The sequence below is a fragment of the Nocardioides nanhaiensis genome (assembly GCF_039542785.1).
Lineage (GTDB): Bacteria > Actinomycetota > Actinomycetes > Propionibacteriales > Nocardioidaceae > Nocardioides > Nocardioides nanhaiensis.
In genome coordinates, this window is sequence record NZ_BAABIM010000002.1 from 205,304 (window position 1) to 219,447 (window position 14,144).

Below are 14,144 nucleotides of genomic sequence, written 5' to 3' on the forward strand. Positions count from 1 at the left end.
GGACTCGGCCTGGGCTCAGGCGAACAGCGACTGGCCCCAGTGCTCGCCATCGCCGACGCCGGGCGGCACCGCGAAGAGCGCCGAGCCGTCGGTGCGCAGGTACTCCATCAGGGCGTCCTGGGTGGCCATCGCGGTCTGCTGCGGGATGAAGTGGGTGCGCGGGTCGCGCACGAAGGCGAGGAAGAACAGGCCGGCGTCCAGCCCGCCGAGGTCGTTCGAGCCGTCGACGAAGTTGTAGCCGCGGCGCAGCATCCGGGCACCGCCGTGCTGAGCGGGGTGCACCAGTCGCACGTGCGCGTCCGGGGCGATGATCGTCGTGTTGTTGCTGCCGGGCATCTGGAAGTCCGGCTCGGTGAACTCGTCACCCCCCGAGAGCGGTGCTCCCGTGCCCTTGGTGCGACCCACGAAGGCCTCCTGGTCACCCAGGGGCTGGCGGTCCCACACCTCGATGGTCATGCCGATGCGCCGCGCGACCAGGTAGCTGCCGCCGGCCAGCCAGTCGCCGGCGGTGTCGTCACCGGGCTGCACCCAGACGTGCTCGTCCAGAGCACCCCTCTCCTCGGCCTTGACGTTGGCGGTGCCGTCCTTGAAGCCGAACAGGTTGCGTGGCGTCTGCTGGCTGGTGGAGGTCGACGAGGTGCGGCCGAAGCCCAGCTGCGACCAACGCACCGAGGTGGTGCCGAAGCCCATCCGCACGAGGTTGCGCACCGCGTGCACCGCCACCTGCGGGTCGTGGGCGCAGGCCTGGATGCACAGGTCGCCGTCGGAGCGGCCGGGCACCAGCGCGTCGGCGGTGAAGTGCGGCAGTCGTTCGAGCGCGGCCGGGCGCCGGTCGGCGATGCCGAAGCGGTCGACGCCGTCGGCGGTGCGGAACAGGGTGGGGCCGAAGCCGATCGTGATCGTGAGTCCCGACGCCGGCAGGCCGATGCCCTCGCCGGTGTCCTCCGGCGGCAGGTTCACCGGACCGTCGACGGCGCCGTAGGTGCCCACCTCCTCGCCGCGCGTCATCTGCTCGGCGGCCAGGGTCCAGCGCTGCAGCAGGTCGACCAGCTGGGCGCGGTCCTCGGTGACGACGTCGAGCGCCACGAAGTGCAGCCGGTCCTGCGCCGGCGTCGCGATGCCGGCCTGGCGCGCCCCGCGGAAGGGGTAGGTGGCGGCGTCGAGCCCCGGCTCCCCCGTGGCCGGGGCAGCCTCGCCCGCGCGGCCGGCGGCGAACCCGCCGGCGGCCAGGCTGAGGCCGGCGGCGGCCGCTCCCCCGCCGAGCAGCCCGCGGCGGCTGACCCGGCTCAGGAGAGCACCGCCGCGGTGAGGTTGCCCAGCGGCTCGGAGAGCGCGTTGACGGCGTCGGAGAGCTGCTTGACCTCGGCCGTGCTGAGCTGGTCGTAGGTCACGAAGCCGTCGCCCTGGCGCTGCTCGTCGAGCAGGGTCTGCAGCGCGGCGAAGCGCTCGTTGAGCCGGGCGGCCAGCTCGGCGTCCTTCTGCTCGACGACGGGCGCGACGCCCTCGTAGGCCACGCGGGCGCCGTCGACGTTGGCCTGGAAGTCCCACAGGTCGGTGCGCGACCAGTACTCCTCCTCGCCGGTCACCTTGCCGGTAGCCACCTCCTCCAGCAGGCCGCGCGAGCCGTTGGCGATGGAGTCGACGGTGTAGCTGAGCCCCTGCACCCGGGAGTCGAGCTCCTCGGTGTTGGCGAGCAGGTCGTCGGCGTAGCGGGCGCGCTCGGCCGTGGTCAGCGGGGTGTAGTCGACGGCGCGGGCGGGCCACAGGTCCTTCTCGATGCGGTGCCAGCCGGTCCACTCCTCGCCGGCGGGCACGTCGGCCTCGCGGGCGTCCATGAGCGGGTCGAGGTCGCCGAAGGACTCCGCCACCGTCTCGATGCGCTCCCAGTGGGTGCGCGCCTCGGGGTAGAGCGCTCGCGCGGCGTCGTCGTCGCCGGCCTTGTAGAGCTCGGTGAACTCGCGGGTCTTGGCCAGCAGCTGCGCGGACTGGTCCTCCACGTAGGCGGCGTACCCGGACTCTGCCTGCTCGACCAGCGCCGCGTCGGCCACCTGCACCTGCTCGTCGGACTCCTCGACGGTGAAGTCGGACTGGATGCCGTCGCCCACCATGCCCGGCTTGCAGGCGGTGCGGTACGTGCCGGCGGCAGCGTTGACGGTCAGCTTGGCGGTGGCGCCGGGGCCGACGTTCTCGATCTCGGCGACGATGCCGAGACCGTCGTCGTCGAGCAGGTAGAACTCGGTCACCTGCGAGCCGGTGTTGGTGACGTCGAAGGTCAGCACGCCGGCGGGCGCCTCGGCCGCCGAGACCTCGCAGGCGTCGTCGGAGGACTCCACGGTCAGCGAGCGTGGGTCGCCGGCGCCGGCGGCCTCGCCGCCCCCGGTGGGAGCGGTGCTCTCGGTGCCGCAGGCGGTCAGAGCGGTGGTGGCGGCGATCGCGAGCGCGACGAGGCCGGTCAGGGTGCGGTTCACGGGGTTCCTCTGGGGTGGACGGAGCGGTAAGCAGCTCAGGCGCCGGCCTCGACCGGCGGCTTCGGGGCGGTGGTGGAGGTGGCGCGCCGACGACGCAGCACGACGACGAAGGCCGGCAGCACCGTGCCCACGTAGGCCAGCCAGGCGGCGGCCTCGAGGTAGGTGGTCTGCGGCGAGAAGTTGAAGATGCCCTTCAGGACGGTGCCGTACCAGGAGCCCGGCGGCACCAGGTGCGAGACGTCGAAGAGGTGGGCGTTCAGACCCGGCAGCACGCCCGCCTCCTGCAGGTCGTGCACGCCGTAGGAGAGCACCCCGGCGGCCACCAGGACAAGGAACACCCCGGTCCAGGTGAAGAAGACCGTGAGGTTGAGCTTGATGGCGCCCCGGTAGACCAGGTAGCCGAGCACGACGGCCGTGGCGATCCCCAGCACCGCGCCCACCAGCGGCGTCGTGCTGGTGGGGGCGCCGACCGGCAGGTCGCGACCGGTGGCGGTGCGGGTGTTGGACCACAGGATCAGTGCGGTCTCCATGCCTTCGCGCCCGACGGCCAGGAAGGCCACCAGGGTCAGGGACCACCAGCGGCCCGCGGCGGCGTCGATGCGCCCGCGCAGGTCGCCGGCGATGCTGCGGGCGGCCGTGGCCATCCAGAAGATCATCCAGGTCACGAAGGCCGCGGCGACGATCGAGAGGACCCCGCCCAGCAGCTCCTGGGTGCGGAAGGTCAGCTGCCGCGACTGGAAGCCGAGCGCCAGGGTGGCGCCGACGCTGAGCGCGACGGCGACGCCCACGCCCAGCCAGATGAACGGCAGCTGCGAGCGGCGGTCGGACTTGACCAGGTACGCGACGAGGATGCTCACGACCAGCGCGGCCTCGAGGCCCTCGCGCAGACCGATCAGGTAGTTGCCCAACACAAGCAGCCACCGTACTCCGGTCTGCTTAGGCGTGGCTAACCTTTCTCGAAGTGGCGCACCTCACCCGTGCGACGGCGCGACGCGCCGGCCCCGGGCCGCGCGGTGCCCTCAGATCGCGCAGCCGTCCGGCCCGCAGGCCGCCCCGTCCCCGGTCGCGGCTCCGCCGGCCATCTGCAGCCCGGGGTGCGAGGCGTCCCACGCCTGGCGCAGCACCTGCTCGAACACCTCCACCGGCTGGGCGCCCGAGACCCCGTACTTCTGGTCGACGACGAAGAACGGCACCCCGGAGGCGCCGTAGGCGCGGGCCTGCGCGACGTCGGCCGCCACCGCCTCGGCGTACTCCTGGGAGGCCAGCACGGCGCGCACGCGCTCGGCGTCGAGGCCGGCGCCGACGGCCACCTCGGCCAGCACGTCGTGGTCGCCGACGTTGCGCGCCTGCTCGAAGTAGGCGTGCAGCAGCCCCTCCTTGAGGTCGCGCTGCAGCGCCGGGCCGCCGGTCTCGAGCGCGAGGTGCAGCAGCCGGTGCGCGTCGACGGTGTTGGTGTGCACCGTCTCGAGGAGCCGCAGGTCGAGCCCCTCGCCGGCCGCGGTCTGCATCAGCTGCTCCACCATGCCGCGCATCTCCGCCTCGCTGCGGCCGTACTTGGCGGCGATCGCGGGCAGCGTCAGCTCGTGGCCGTGCGGCGGCGCCGAGGGGTCGAGCTCGAAGGAGCGGTAGACCACCTCCACCTGCTCGCGGTGCTCGAAGCCGGCCAGTGCCGCCTCGAGCCGGCGCTTCCCCACGTAGCACCACGGGCACACGACGTCGGACCAGATCTCGACCTGCAGCGAAGACATGCCGCCACAACCCCGACCCGGCCGCCGGCATTCCGGGGCCCTCCCCCAGGGTCGCGGTCAGGGGGCGGCCAGGGTCGCTCCCCGATGCCGGTGGGGCCCTCCTGCCAGGAGGCTCGACCCATGATCACGATCGACTCACTCACCCGGGTCTACGGCGGGTTCCGCGCCGTGGACGACGTCACCTTCACCGCCGAGCCCGGCCGCGTCACCGGCTTCCTGGGCCCCAACGGCGCCGGCAAGTCCACCACGATGCGCGTGCTGGTGGGCCTCACGCCGGCCACCTCCGGCTCCGCCACCGTGTGCGGCGCCGACTTCCGCGACCTGCCCAACCCCGCCCGCCAGGTGGGCGTGCTGCTCGACGCCTCCGCGCAGCACGCCGGTCGCACCGGGCGGGAGATCCTCACAATCGCCGCCCAGACGATCGGGATGCCCACGAGCCGGGTCGCGCAGATGCTCGAGCTCGTCTCGCTCACCCCCACCGAGGCCGACCGCCGCGTGCGCGGCTACTCCCTCGGCATGCGCCAGCGGCTCGGCATCGCCGCCGCGCTGCTCGGCGACCCCGAGGTCCTCATCCTCGACGAGCCGGCCAACGGGCTCGACCCCGCCGGCATCCGCTGGATGCGCGACCTGCTGCGCGGGTTCGCCGCCGAGGGCGGCACCGTGCTGCTCTCCAGCCACCTGCTGGGCGAGATCGAGGTGGTGGCCGACGACATCGTGGTCATCGGCCACGGCCGGATCGTCGCCCAGGGCACCAAGACCGAGCTGCTGGCCGGCGCCGGCACCGTCGTCCTGCCGGCCGCGCCCACCGACCTCGACCGGCTGCGACGCGTGCTCTCCGACGCCGGCCTGGCCGTCGTCGGGGGCGACGCCGACGCCGGCCTGCGCGTGGAGGGCGAGCCCGCCGACGTCGGCCGTGCCGCGCACGCCGCCGACGTGCCGCTGGCGCGCCTGGCGCCCGCAGACGGCGCCGGGCTGGAGGACATGTTCCTGCAACTCACCGCCGACACCCAGCGCGAGAGTGCGCCCACCCTGACCGCCACGACCCGCCCGCAAGGAGCAGCAGCATGAGCACCACCACCGCCACCACCTCCCCGGCCTCCCCGGCCTCCCCGGCCTCCACGCCGCGCATCCCGGCCGCAGCGGCCCGCCGCACCGAGCCGCTGACCCGCCCTCCGTTCTCGCGGCTGGTGCTCGTGGAGCTGCGCAAGATGTTCGACACCCGGGCGGGCTTCTGGTTGATGGCCAGCGTCGGCATCCTGGCGGTCGTCGCCACCGGGGCGGTGATCGCGTTCGCCCCCGACGAGGTGCTGACCTTCGGCACCTTCGCCACCGCCATCGGCGTCCCGATGACCGTGCTGCTGCCGATGATCACCATCTTGTCGATCACCAGCGAGTGGAGTCAGCGCAGCGGGCTGGGCACCTTCACGATGGTGCCGCACCGCGGCCGGGTGATCGCCGCCAAGGCCGTGGGCTCGGTGCTGATCGGCGTCGTCTCGATGTTCGTGGCCCTCGGCGTCGGCGCCCTCGGCACCCTGGTCGGCTCGCTGCTCACCGGGCTCGACCCGGTGTGGGACGTCACCGTCGGCCAGTTCACCGCCATCGTGGGGGCCAACCTGATCAACATGGCGATCGGCTTCATGCTCGGTGTGCTCACCCGCAGCTCCGCGGCCGGCATCGTGGGCTACTTCGTGTACTCGTTCGTCTTCACGACCGTCTCGGAGATGCTCGCCGCCTTCCAGGACTGGTGGGTCGACGCCCGCCCGTGGGCCGACTTCCAGTACAACCAGGGCATCCTGTTCGAGCGGCTGCCCGAGGGTCAGGAGTGGCTGCACCTGGCCGTCTCGTCCCTGCCGTGGCTGGTGCTCCCGCTGGCCCTGGGCCTCTGGCTGGTCAGCCGCGCCGAGGTCAAGTAGCCGCACGCGGCCGCACCCACGAACGCAGCGAGCCCCCACCCGGTACCGGGTGGGGGCTCGTCGTGCGTGCAGCGCCGGGGGACCAGCAGTCGGGCCAGCAGTCGGGCCAGCGACCGAGTCAGCGGGCGGAGCTGCCCTCGACGTAGTCGGAGTCGTGGCTCTTGACCCAGGCCATCAGCTTGCGCAGCTCGCGGCCGGTGGTCTCGATCGGGTGCTTCTCGGACTCCTCGCGGAACTTGGTGAACTCCGGGCTGCCGGCGTCCTGGTCGTCGATGAAGCGCTTGGCGAAGGCACCGTTCTTGATGTCCTCGAGCACCTCGACCATGTTCTGCTTGACCTGCGGGGTGATCACCCGCGGGCCGGAGACGTAGTCGCCGTACTCGGCGGTGTCGGAGACCGACCAGCGCTGCTTGGCGATGCCGCCCTCGTACATGAGGTCGACGATCAGCTTGAGCTCGTGCAGGCACTCGAAGTAGGCGACCTCGGGCTGGTAGCCGGCCTCGGTGAGCACCTCGAAGCCGTACTGCACGAGCTGGGAGGCGCCGCCGCAGAGCACGGCCTGCTCGCCGAACAGGTCGGTCTCGGTCTCCTCGGTGAAGGTGGTCTTGATGCCGCCGGCGCGCAGGCCGCCGATGCCCTTGGCGTAGGAGAGCGCGAGCGGCCAGGCGTTGCCGGAGGCGTCCTTCTCGACCGCGACGAGCACGGGCACGCCGCGCCCGTCCACGTACTCGCGGCGCACGAGGTGGCCGGGGCCCTTGGGGGCCACCATGAACACGTCGACACCCTCGGGCGGGGTGATGTAGCCGAAGCGGATGTTGAAGCCGTGGCCGAAGACCAGGGTGTCGCCCTCGGCGAGCTGCGGCTCGATCTCCTCGGAGTACAGCTTCCGCTGGTGCTGGTCGGGCGCCAGGATGACGATGACGTCGGCCTCCTCGGCCGCCTCGGCCGGCGTCACGACGCGCAGCCCCTCGGCCTCGGCCTTGGCGCGGCTCTTGGAGCCCGGCTGCAGGCCGATGCGCACGTCGACGCCGGAGTCGCGCAGCGAGAGCGCGTGGGCGTGGCCCTGGCTGCCGTAGCCGATGACGGCCACGTTCTTGCCCTGGATCAGGGACAGGTCGGCGTCGTCGTCGTAGAACATCTCAGCCACGGGTGGCTTCTCCTTCTGGTTGGGGACTCGGTGGAGGACTGGTTACTGCGCGGCCGCGGCCGGCGGCGCGGGCACCGCCACGGTGACCGGGCGCAGGCTGCGCTCGGAGATCGACCGCGAGCCGCGGCCGATCGCGACCATGCCGGACTGCACCAGCTCGCGGACGCCGAAGGGCTCGAGCACCCTCAGGAAGTCGCCCAGCTTGGCGGCGTTGCCGGTGATCTGGATGGTGACGGCGTCGGGCGCGACGTCGACCACCTTGGCGCGGAAGAGCTGCACGGTGTCGAGCACCTGCCCGCGCGTCTCGGTGGTGGCGGCGACCTTGACCATCATCAGCTCGCGGGCCACCGAGGCGTCGGTGTCGAGCTCGACGATCTTGATGACCTCGACCAGCTTGTTGAGCTGCTTGGTGACCTGCTCGAGCGGGCTGGACTCCACGTTGACGACGATCGTCATCCGCGAGATCTCGGGGTGCTCGGTGGGGCCGACGGCGAGGCTGTCGATGTTGAAGCCACGACGGCTGAACAGGCCGGCGATGCGGGCCAGGACGCCGGGCTTGTCCTCGACGAGGACCGAGAGCGTGTGCCTGGTCATGACGTGCGGACCTCCCAGTCGTCCTCGACCCGGTCGAACTCGGGAGCGAGGTCGCGGGCGTACTTGATCTCGTCGTTGCTGGTGCCGGCGGCGACCATCGGCCACACCATGGCGTCGCGGTGCACGCGGAAGTCGACGACGACCGGTGCGTCGTTGATCTCCATGGCCTTCTCGATCGTGGCGTCGACCTGCTCGGGGGTCTCGCAGGAGAGACCCACGCAGCCGTAGGCGTCGGCCAGCTTCACGAAGTCGGGGATGCGCTTGGAGTGCAGGTCGGTGTTGGAGTAGCGCTCGTTGTAGAAGAGCGTCTGCCACTGGCGCACCATGCCGAGCGACTCGTTGTTGATGATCGCGACCTTGATCGGGATGTCGTTGATCGCGCAGGTGGCCAGCTCCTGGTTGGTCATCTGGAAGCAGCCGTCGCCGTCGATGGCCCACACGGTCGCGTCGGGGCGGCCGACCTTGGCGCCCATGGCGGCCGGGACCGCGTAGCCCATGGTGCCGAGGCCGCCGGAGTTGAGCCAGGTCATCGGGTTCTCGTAGGAGATGAAGTGCGCGGCCCACATCTGGTGCTGGCCCACGCCCGAGGTGTAGACGGCCTCGGGGCCGGCGATCTTGCCCAGGCGCTCGATGACGTACTGCGGCGAGAGACCTTCGGCCGGCTTGTCGTAGCCCAGCGGGTAGGTCTGCTTGACGCCGGCGAGGAAGGCGGCCCAGCCCTCGTAGTCGCCGGTGCGGCCGGCCTCGGCCTCGCTGCGCAGCAGCGCCAGCAGCTCGGTCAGCACCTCGCGGACGTCGCCCACGATCGGCACGTCGGCGTGACGGTTCTTGCCGATCTCGGCGGGGTCGATGTCGGCGTGGATCACCTTCGCGCCAGGCGCGAAGGAGTCCAGGGTGCCGGTGACCCGGTCGTCGAAGCGCGCACCGAGGCTGATGATCAGGTCGCTCTTCTGCAGACCCGCGACGGCGGCGACGGTGCCGTGCATGCCGGGCATGCCCAGGTGCTGGGGGTGGCTGTCGGGGAAGGCCCCGCGCGCCATCAGCGTGGTGACGACGGGCATGCCGGTCAGCTCGGCGAGCTGGGCCAGCTCACGGTGCGCGCCGGAGCGGATGGTGCCGCCGCCGACGTAGAGCACCGGGCGGCGCGACTCCAGCATGAGTCGGGCGGCCTCACGGATCTGCTTGGCGTGCGGCTTGGTGACCGGCCGGTAGCCCGGCAGGTGGAGCTCGGTGGGCCAGGCGAACGTGGTGGTGGCCTGCAGCGCCGACTTGGCGACGTCGACCAGCACCGGTCCGGGGCGGCCGGTGGAGGCGATGTGGAAGGCCTCGGCCACGGTGCGCGGGATGTCGGCGGGGTCGGTGACCAGGAAGTTGTGCTTGGAGATCGGCATCGTGATGCCGCGGATGTCGGCCTCCTGGAAGGCGTCGGTGCCGATCATCGAGGCACCCACCTGGCCGGTGACGGCGACCATGGGGACCGAGTCCATGTGCGCGTCGGCGATCGGGGTCACCAGGTTGGTGGCGCCCGGCCCGGAGGTGGCCATGCACACGCCCACGCGCCCGGTGGCCGATGCGTAGCCCTGCGCGGCGTGGCCGGCGCCCTGCTCGTGACGCACCAGGATGTGGCGGATGGAGGAGTCCATCAGCGGGTCGTAGGCCGGGAGGATGGCACCGCCGGGGATGCCGAAGATCGTGTCGGTCCCGGCGTGCTCCAGCGACCTGATCAGGCTCTGTGCGCCGGTCATCTCTGCGGTCATGCCGCCTGTGTCCTTACTGCTGGGTGCTGCTGGATGGGGCTGTGGGCAACAAAAAACCCCTCGGCCGAAGGCAACGAGGGGCGGCGCGCGCGGGACCGGGTGGGTCAGGCGGCGCGCCAGGTGAGTACGAGGAGGTGCGTGAGCATGGCTCCACCGTAACCGCCCTGGCCTCGGTGCCGGGGGCCAGTGTGCCACCCGTCCCAGATGGCGGGACAAGCATCCCGGCATCCGGGAGACGCCGGCACGTCATCCGGGCATGATCGGGGGGTGGAGACGAGCCGCCCGAGCCGCCAGGTGCGCACCTTCTGCCGGATCTGCGAGGTGCACTGCGGGCTGGTGGTGGAGGTGGCGGGCACGCCGTCCAGCCCCGGCGGCGAGCGGGTGCTGAAGGTGAGCCCCGACCGCGAGCACCCGGTCTCGCGGGGCTACTGCTGCGTCAAGGGCCTGGGGCTCGGCGCCCTGCACCACGACGAGGACCGGCTGGCCACGCCCCTCAAGCGCGTCGACGGCGGGCTGGTGCCGATCGGCTGGGACCAGGCGCTCGCCGAGATCGGCGCGCGGGTGCGCGACCTGGTGAGCGAGCACGGTCCCCGCTCGGTGGCGCTCTACCAGGGCAACCCGAGCTTCTTCTCCCTCGCGCACACGCTGATGTCGACCGCGTTCGTGGAGGCGCTCGGCTCCCCCAACGTCTTCGCCTCGCACTCGATCGACGTCAACACCAAGTTCCACGTCTCCACCGAGATGTACGGCGCCTCGCTGGTGCACCCGGTGCCCGACCTCGAGCACACCGAGATGTTCGTGTGCCTGGGCTCCAACCCGCTGGTCAGCCAGATGTCGGTGCTCACCGTGGCCGACGCCGCCGGGGTGCTGCAGCGGATCGAGCAGCGCGGCGGCCGGGTCGTGATCGTGGACCCGCGACGCACCGAGACCGCGCAGCGGCTGGGCGAGCACCTGCCCATCCGGCCCGGCACCGACGCCTACCTGCTGGCCGCGATGCTGCACGTGCTCACCCACGAGGAGGGGCTCGACCTGGCGCACGCCCGACGCGTGGCGCGCGGCGTCGAGGAGCTGGTCGCGGCGGCCGCGCCGTGGACGCCGGAGCGCGCCGAGGCCGTCACCGGCATCCCCGCCGCCACCATCCGCGCGCTGGCCACCGACTACGCCGCGGCCAGTGCCGGTCAGGGAGGGGGCGGCGCGGCGCTCTACTGCTCCACCGGCGTGAACATGGGCCCGTTCGGGTCGCTCGCCTACTGGCTGATCCAGGCCCTCAACCTGCTCACCGGCAACCTCGACCGTCGCGGCGGGCTGCTGGTGCCGCGCGGCGCCTTCGACACGCTGCGCCTGGCCCGGCTCGTGGGCCTGGGGAGCTTCGACGAGCACCGCACCACCGACGGCCGCTGGCACCGCGTGGCCGGCGCCTTCCCGGTGGCGGCCCTGGCCGACGAGATCACCACCGACCACCCCGACCGGGTCCGGGCCCTGTTCGTGACCGCAGGCAACCCCGTGCACTCGGTGCCCGGCTCGGATCTGCGCGAGGCGCTGCCCCGGCTCGACCTGCTGGTCAGCGTCGACCTCTACCGCAACGAGACCGCCGACCACGCCGACTACGTGCTGCCCGCCACCGACATGCTCGAGCGCGGCGACTACCCCGCCTCCCACCAGTCCCTGCAGCTGGTGCCGCACGCCCAGTGGACCCCGCCGGTGGTCGAGCCCCTCGGCGAGCGACGCAACGAGTGGCAGATCTTCTCCGACCTCGCCCTCGCCAGCGGCGTGCGCCCGATCGGCCTCACCGCCGCGCACGCGCTCCCCCGCCTCAACCGGCTGCTGCGCCGGCTGCCCGGCTCGCCGCAGCTGGGGCTCGAGCAGATCATCGCGGTGCTGCTGCGCTGGGGCCGGCGCACCTCGCTGCGCGAGCTCAGGCAGAAGCCCGAGGGGGTGCTGCTGCCGCCCACGGAGCCCGGCTCGTTCCTGGGCCATCGCGTCGCCACCCCGGACGGGCTGGTCGACCTGGCCCCCGCCGACCTGCTCGCCGACCTCGCCCGGCTCGAGGCCGCCGAGGCCGACCTCGCCCGCCCCGGCGTGCTGCGCCTGGTCGGTCGCCGCGACCGCCGCTCGCACAACTCCTGGATGCACAACAACAGCCACATCCGCCAGCCCGCCGGCAACACCGCCCTGATGCACCCCGACGACGCCGCCGACCGCGGGGTCGCGGACGGCACACAGGTGCAGGTCTCCAGCGCGACGGGCGCCGTCACGCTGCCGGTCGCGCTCACCACCGACGTCGCCCGCGGCGTGGTCGTGGTGCCGCACGGCTGGGGGCACGCCACCAGCGGCGCACGGCGCGCGCGGGCGCTGCCCGGCGTCAACGTCAACGACGTGGTGCCCGGCGGACCGGCCCACATGGACCCGGTGAGCGGTCAGGCGATCATGCTCGCGCACGAGGTCGAGGTGACCCCCGTGAGCGGAGGGGTCACCGCCCCGAGGTCTTCCGCCACGCGCTGAACGAGCGGACCGCGGCCGGCCGCGGCTGCACCAGCCACGGCCACGGGTGCACCTCGGCCGGGTCGAGCCTCTCGGCGCGCGGCCCCCACCCGGGCACCGGCGCGTACGTGGTGGCCAGCGCCCGGCCGTCCGCGTGCTCGGCGACCTGCTCGACGACGTCGCCCCGGCGCACCTCCAGCTCGCGCTCGGCGGCCAGGTCTCCCAGGCACTCGGCCAGGAAGACCAGCCGCTTGCCCGAGAGCCGCAGCCGGCGCAGCAGCGCCTCGTCGAAGACGAAGACCGCCGGACGGTCGGGGTCCGCGGCCAGCGCGGGGTCGGCGGTGCCGAGGGACTCGGCGGTCAGCCACACCAGCTCGCCGCCGTCGCCCTGGAGGTTCTCGGGACCTCCGGGGACCGGGCCCTTGCCCAGGTCGGGGGCGTCGGCCACCTGGGGGCCGGGCTCGGCGTCCGGCCACCCCTGCACCGGGCAGGCGTCCTTCAGGACGCACCCCCGGCACAGCTCGGGCGCGCGCTTCTCGACCTGCCAGCGGCTGAAGCCGTAGGGCTTGCCGCTGCCGGTGCCGATGGTCCACTGCCAGCCCAGCCGGTTGGCGGCGCGGGAGCCGTCGAGCAGGTGGGCGAACATCGCGTCCTCGCCCGCGCGCCACTCGCCACCGCCGCGCACGGTCCACTGCGAGGCCAGCCACATCCGCGTCTGGTTGACCAGCCAGCCGTCCTCGGTGAGCGAGTCGACCAGGAAGGCGCCGCACGCCATGTCGGTGCGCAGCGGCTCGGGCCAGGGGTCCGGTCGCGGCTGCTCGCGGCGCAGCGACCACGCCAGGCGCGAGCCCACGCGGGCGTAGAGGTGGCGCGCGTACTCCTGCCAGAGCAGCTCGTCGCGGTACTTGCCGCGGTCGCGGGCCGGGGCGTCGGCCACCGCGTCCCACAACTCGGGCAGCTGGATCAGCCCGTGCCGCACGTAGGGCGAGACGCGGGTGGCGCCCCGCCGCTCCTCGGGCAGCACCGTGCTGCGGGTGCGGGCGTAGCCGGCGACGTCGAGCCCGGCCAGCACGGTGTCGGCCGCGGCCTGGCCACCGCGCACCACGCCGGGGCGGACGCCGTCGGCGCCCTCCCGAGCCAGGTCGCCCAGGTGGGTGCTCACCCAGGCGACGACGTCGTCGGTGCTCGCACCCTCGGAGGGGGCGGGCGGGGTGGGGAGGCTCGTCACTCGTCGCTGGGCTTGTCGCTGGACTCGTCGTCGGACTCGGTGTCGGCCTGGTCGGGCAGCTCGTCGGGCGAGACGGCGCGGCCCACCCAGGTGGTGACGCAGGCCTGGTGGCCCTGGGCGTCGGCGAGCACCCAGAAGGTGGGGGCGCGGTCGTCGCTGACCATCGTGCCGCCGGCCTCGAGCGCAGCCCGGACGCGTGCCTCGGCGTGCTCGGGCGGCACCCGGACGTCGAGGTGCCAGGTCTGCGACGGTGCCGCACCGCCCTCGGGGCGCACGGACTCCTGGAACCAGATGGCGGGCAGGTGACCGGCGGTGTCGACCACCTCGTCGGGGCGGCCGTCGTCGACCGAGAGCCCCAGCAGCGCGGCCCAGAACGGGCGGATCTCGGCGGCGTCGTGGGTGTCGAGCGCCAGCTCCAGCACCTGCACGGCCGAGGTCTGCGCCTCGGCGCCGAGCCGACCCGCCGCGGCCGTGATCTCGCGGGCGAGGTCGAGGTCGCGGATGGTGATGCCGCCGACGTCGTGGCTGCTCAGCCGCACGTGCACCCACGGGTAGCGCAGGTCGACGTCGGGGTGGTGGTTCGCCGCCTCGGCCGCCTCGCCGATGGCGTTCACCAGCCGCAGCCCGGTGGCGAAGTCGCCGGTCGCGAAGCGCGCCTGCAGGGTGTCGAACATGACCCGCCAGTCGCTCAGCAGCGCCGCCTCGACGTCGTGACCGGTGAGCGTCTTGCGTGGATCGTCGGTCGGGTTGACCGTGGTCTCGCTGGAGACGCCGGGGGTGGAACCAGTCTGGTCGCTCATGGCAGCAG

General features: G+C 73.0%; 11 protein-coding genes and 1 pseudogene. 3 read left to right on the top strand and 9 right to left on the bottom strand.

What is annotated here, in order from left to right; translation table 11 throughout:
• Nucleotides 1-15: 15 nt before the first annotated feature.
• From efeB to ABD948_RS09165, 4 genes are all read right to left on the bottom strand, one after another.
• Complete coding sequence (gene efeB / locus ABD948_RS09150) at nt 16-1,290, bottom strand: iron uptake transporter deferrochelatase/peroxidase subunit (RefSeq protein ID WP_345266768.1); 1,275 nt, start codon at nt 1,288-1,290, stop codon at nt 16-18.
• Nucleotides 1,287-2,468 carry an iron uptake system protein EfeO gene (gene efeO, locus ABD948_RS09155; protein WP_345264966.1) on the bottom strand — a complete coding sequence of 394 codons (1,182 nt, stop codon included), beginning with the start codon at nt 2,466-2,468 and terminating at the stop codon, nt 1,287-1,289. Before efeO ends, efeB begins: the two co-directional genes overlap by 4 nt.
• Nucleotides 2,469-2,503: 35 nt before the next feature.
• Nucleotides 2,504-3,379, bottom strand: coding sequence for an iron uptake transporter permease EfeU (efeU, locus tag ABD948_RS09160; RefSeq protein ID WP_345264968.1), 876 nt, complete (start codon nt 3,377-3,379; stop codon nt 2,504-2,506).
• Nucleotides 3,380-3,487: 108 nt separating this feature from the next.
• Nucleotides 3,488-4,216 carry a DsbA family oxidoreductase gene (locus ABD948_RS09165; RefSeq protein ID WP_345264970.1) on the bottom strand — a complete coding sequence of 243 codons (729 nt, stop codon included), beginning with the start codon at nt 4,214-4,216 and terminating at the stop codon, nt 3,488-3,490.
• Between the two features lie 120 nt (nt 4,217-4,336).
• On the opposite strand from ABD948_RS09165, the gene ABD948_RS09170 reads away from it, so the two are divergent.
• Together ABD948_RS09170 and ABD948_RS09175 are read left to right on the top strand one after the other, a co-directional pair.
• Complete coding sequence (locus ABD948_RS09170; protein WP_345264972.1) at nt 4,337-5,284, top strand: ABC transporter ATP-binding protein; 948 nt, start codon at nt 4,337-4,339, stop codon at nt 5,282-5,284.
• Complete coding sequence (locus ABD948_RS09175; protein ID WP_345264974.1) at nt 5,281-6,129, top strand: ABC transporter permease; 849 nt, start codon at nt 5,281-5,283, stop codon at nt 6,127-6,129. The genes ABD948_RS09170 and ABD948_RS09175 overlap by 4 nt, the downstream gene beginning before the upstream one ends.
• A gap of 118 nt (nt 6,130-6,247) precedes the next feature.
• On the opposite strand, the gene ilvC is transcribed toward ABD948_RS09175, so the two are convergent.
• From ilvC to ABD948_RS09190, 3 genes and pseudogenes are all read right to left on the bottom strand, one after another.
• Complete coding sequence (gene ilvC, locus ABD948_RS09180; RefSeq protein WP_345264976.1) at nt 6,248-7,276, bottom strand: ketol-acid reductoisomerase; 1,029 nt, start codon at nt 7,274-7,276, stop codon at nt 6,248-6,250.
• 42 nt (nt 7,277-7,318) lie between these two features.
• Nucleotides 7,319-7,870 (bottom strand): acetolactate synthase small subunit, encoded by a 552-nt coding sequence (ilvN, locus tag ABD948_RS09185; protein WP_345264978.1) that lies wholly within the window; start codon nt 7,868-7,870, stop codon nt 7,319-7,321.
• A pseudogene (locus tag ABD948_RS09190) lies at nt 7,867-9,654 on the bottom strand (acetolactate synthase large subunit); the annotation flags it as partial. The pseudogene ABD948_RS09190 and the gene ilvN, both read right to left, overlap by 4 nt.
• A 240-nt stretch (nt 9,655-9,894) precedes the next feature.
• Between ABD948_RS09190 and ABD948_RS09195 the strand changes: the two are divergent.
• The gene (locus ABD948_RS09195; protein ID WP_345264982.1) at nt 9,895-12,129 is read left to right on the top strand and encodes a molybdopterin-containing oxidoreductase family protein; all 2,235 of its coding nucleotides are present in this window, start codon (nt 9,895-9,897) and stop codon (nt 12,127-12,129) included.
• On the opposite strand, the gene ABD948_RS09200 is transcribed toward ABD948_RS09195, so the two are convergent.
• Together ABD948_RS09200 and ABD948_RS09205 are read right to left on the bottom strand one after the other, a co-directional pair.
• Nucleotides 12,098-13,336: an FAD-binding domain-containing protein gene (locus tag ABD948_RS09200; protein ID WP_345264984.1), complete on the bottom strand. Its 1,239-nt coding sequence runs from the start codon at nt 13,334-13,336 to the stop codon at nt 12,098-12,100. The two genes, ABD948_RS09195 and ABD948_RS09200, sit on opposite strands and share 32 nt — an antisense overlap.
• Complete coding sequence (locus ABD948_RS09205) at nt 13,333-14,136, bottom strand: 4a-hydroxytetrahydrobiopterin dehydratase (RefSeq protein ID WP_345264986.1); 804 nt, start codon at nt 14,134-14,136, stop codon at nt 13,333-13,335. Before ABD948_RS09205 ends, ABD948_RS09200 begins: the two co-directional genes overlap by 4 nt.
• Nucleotides 14,137-14,144: the final 8 nt, after the last annotated feature.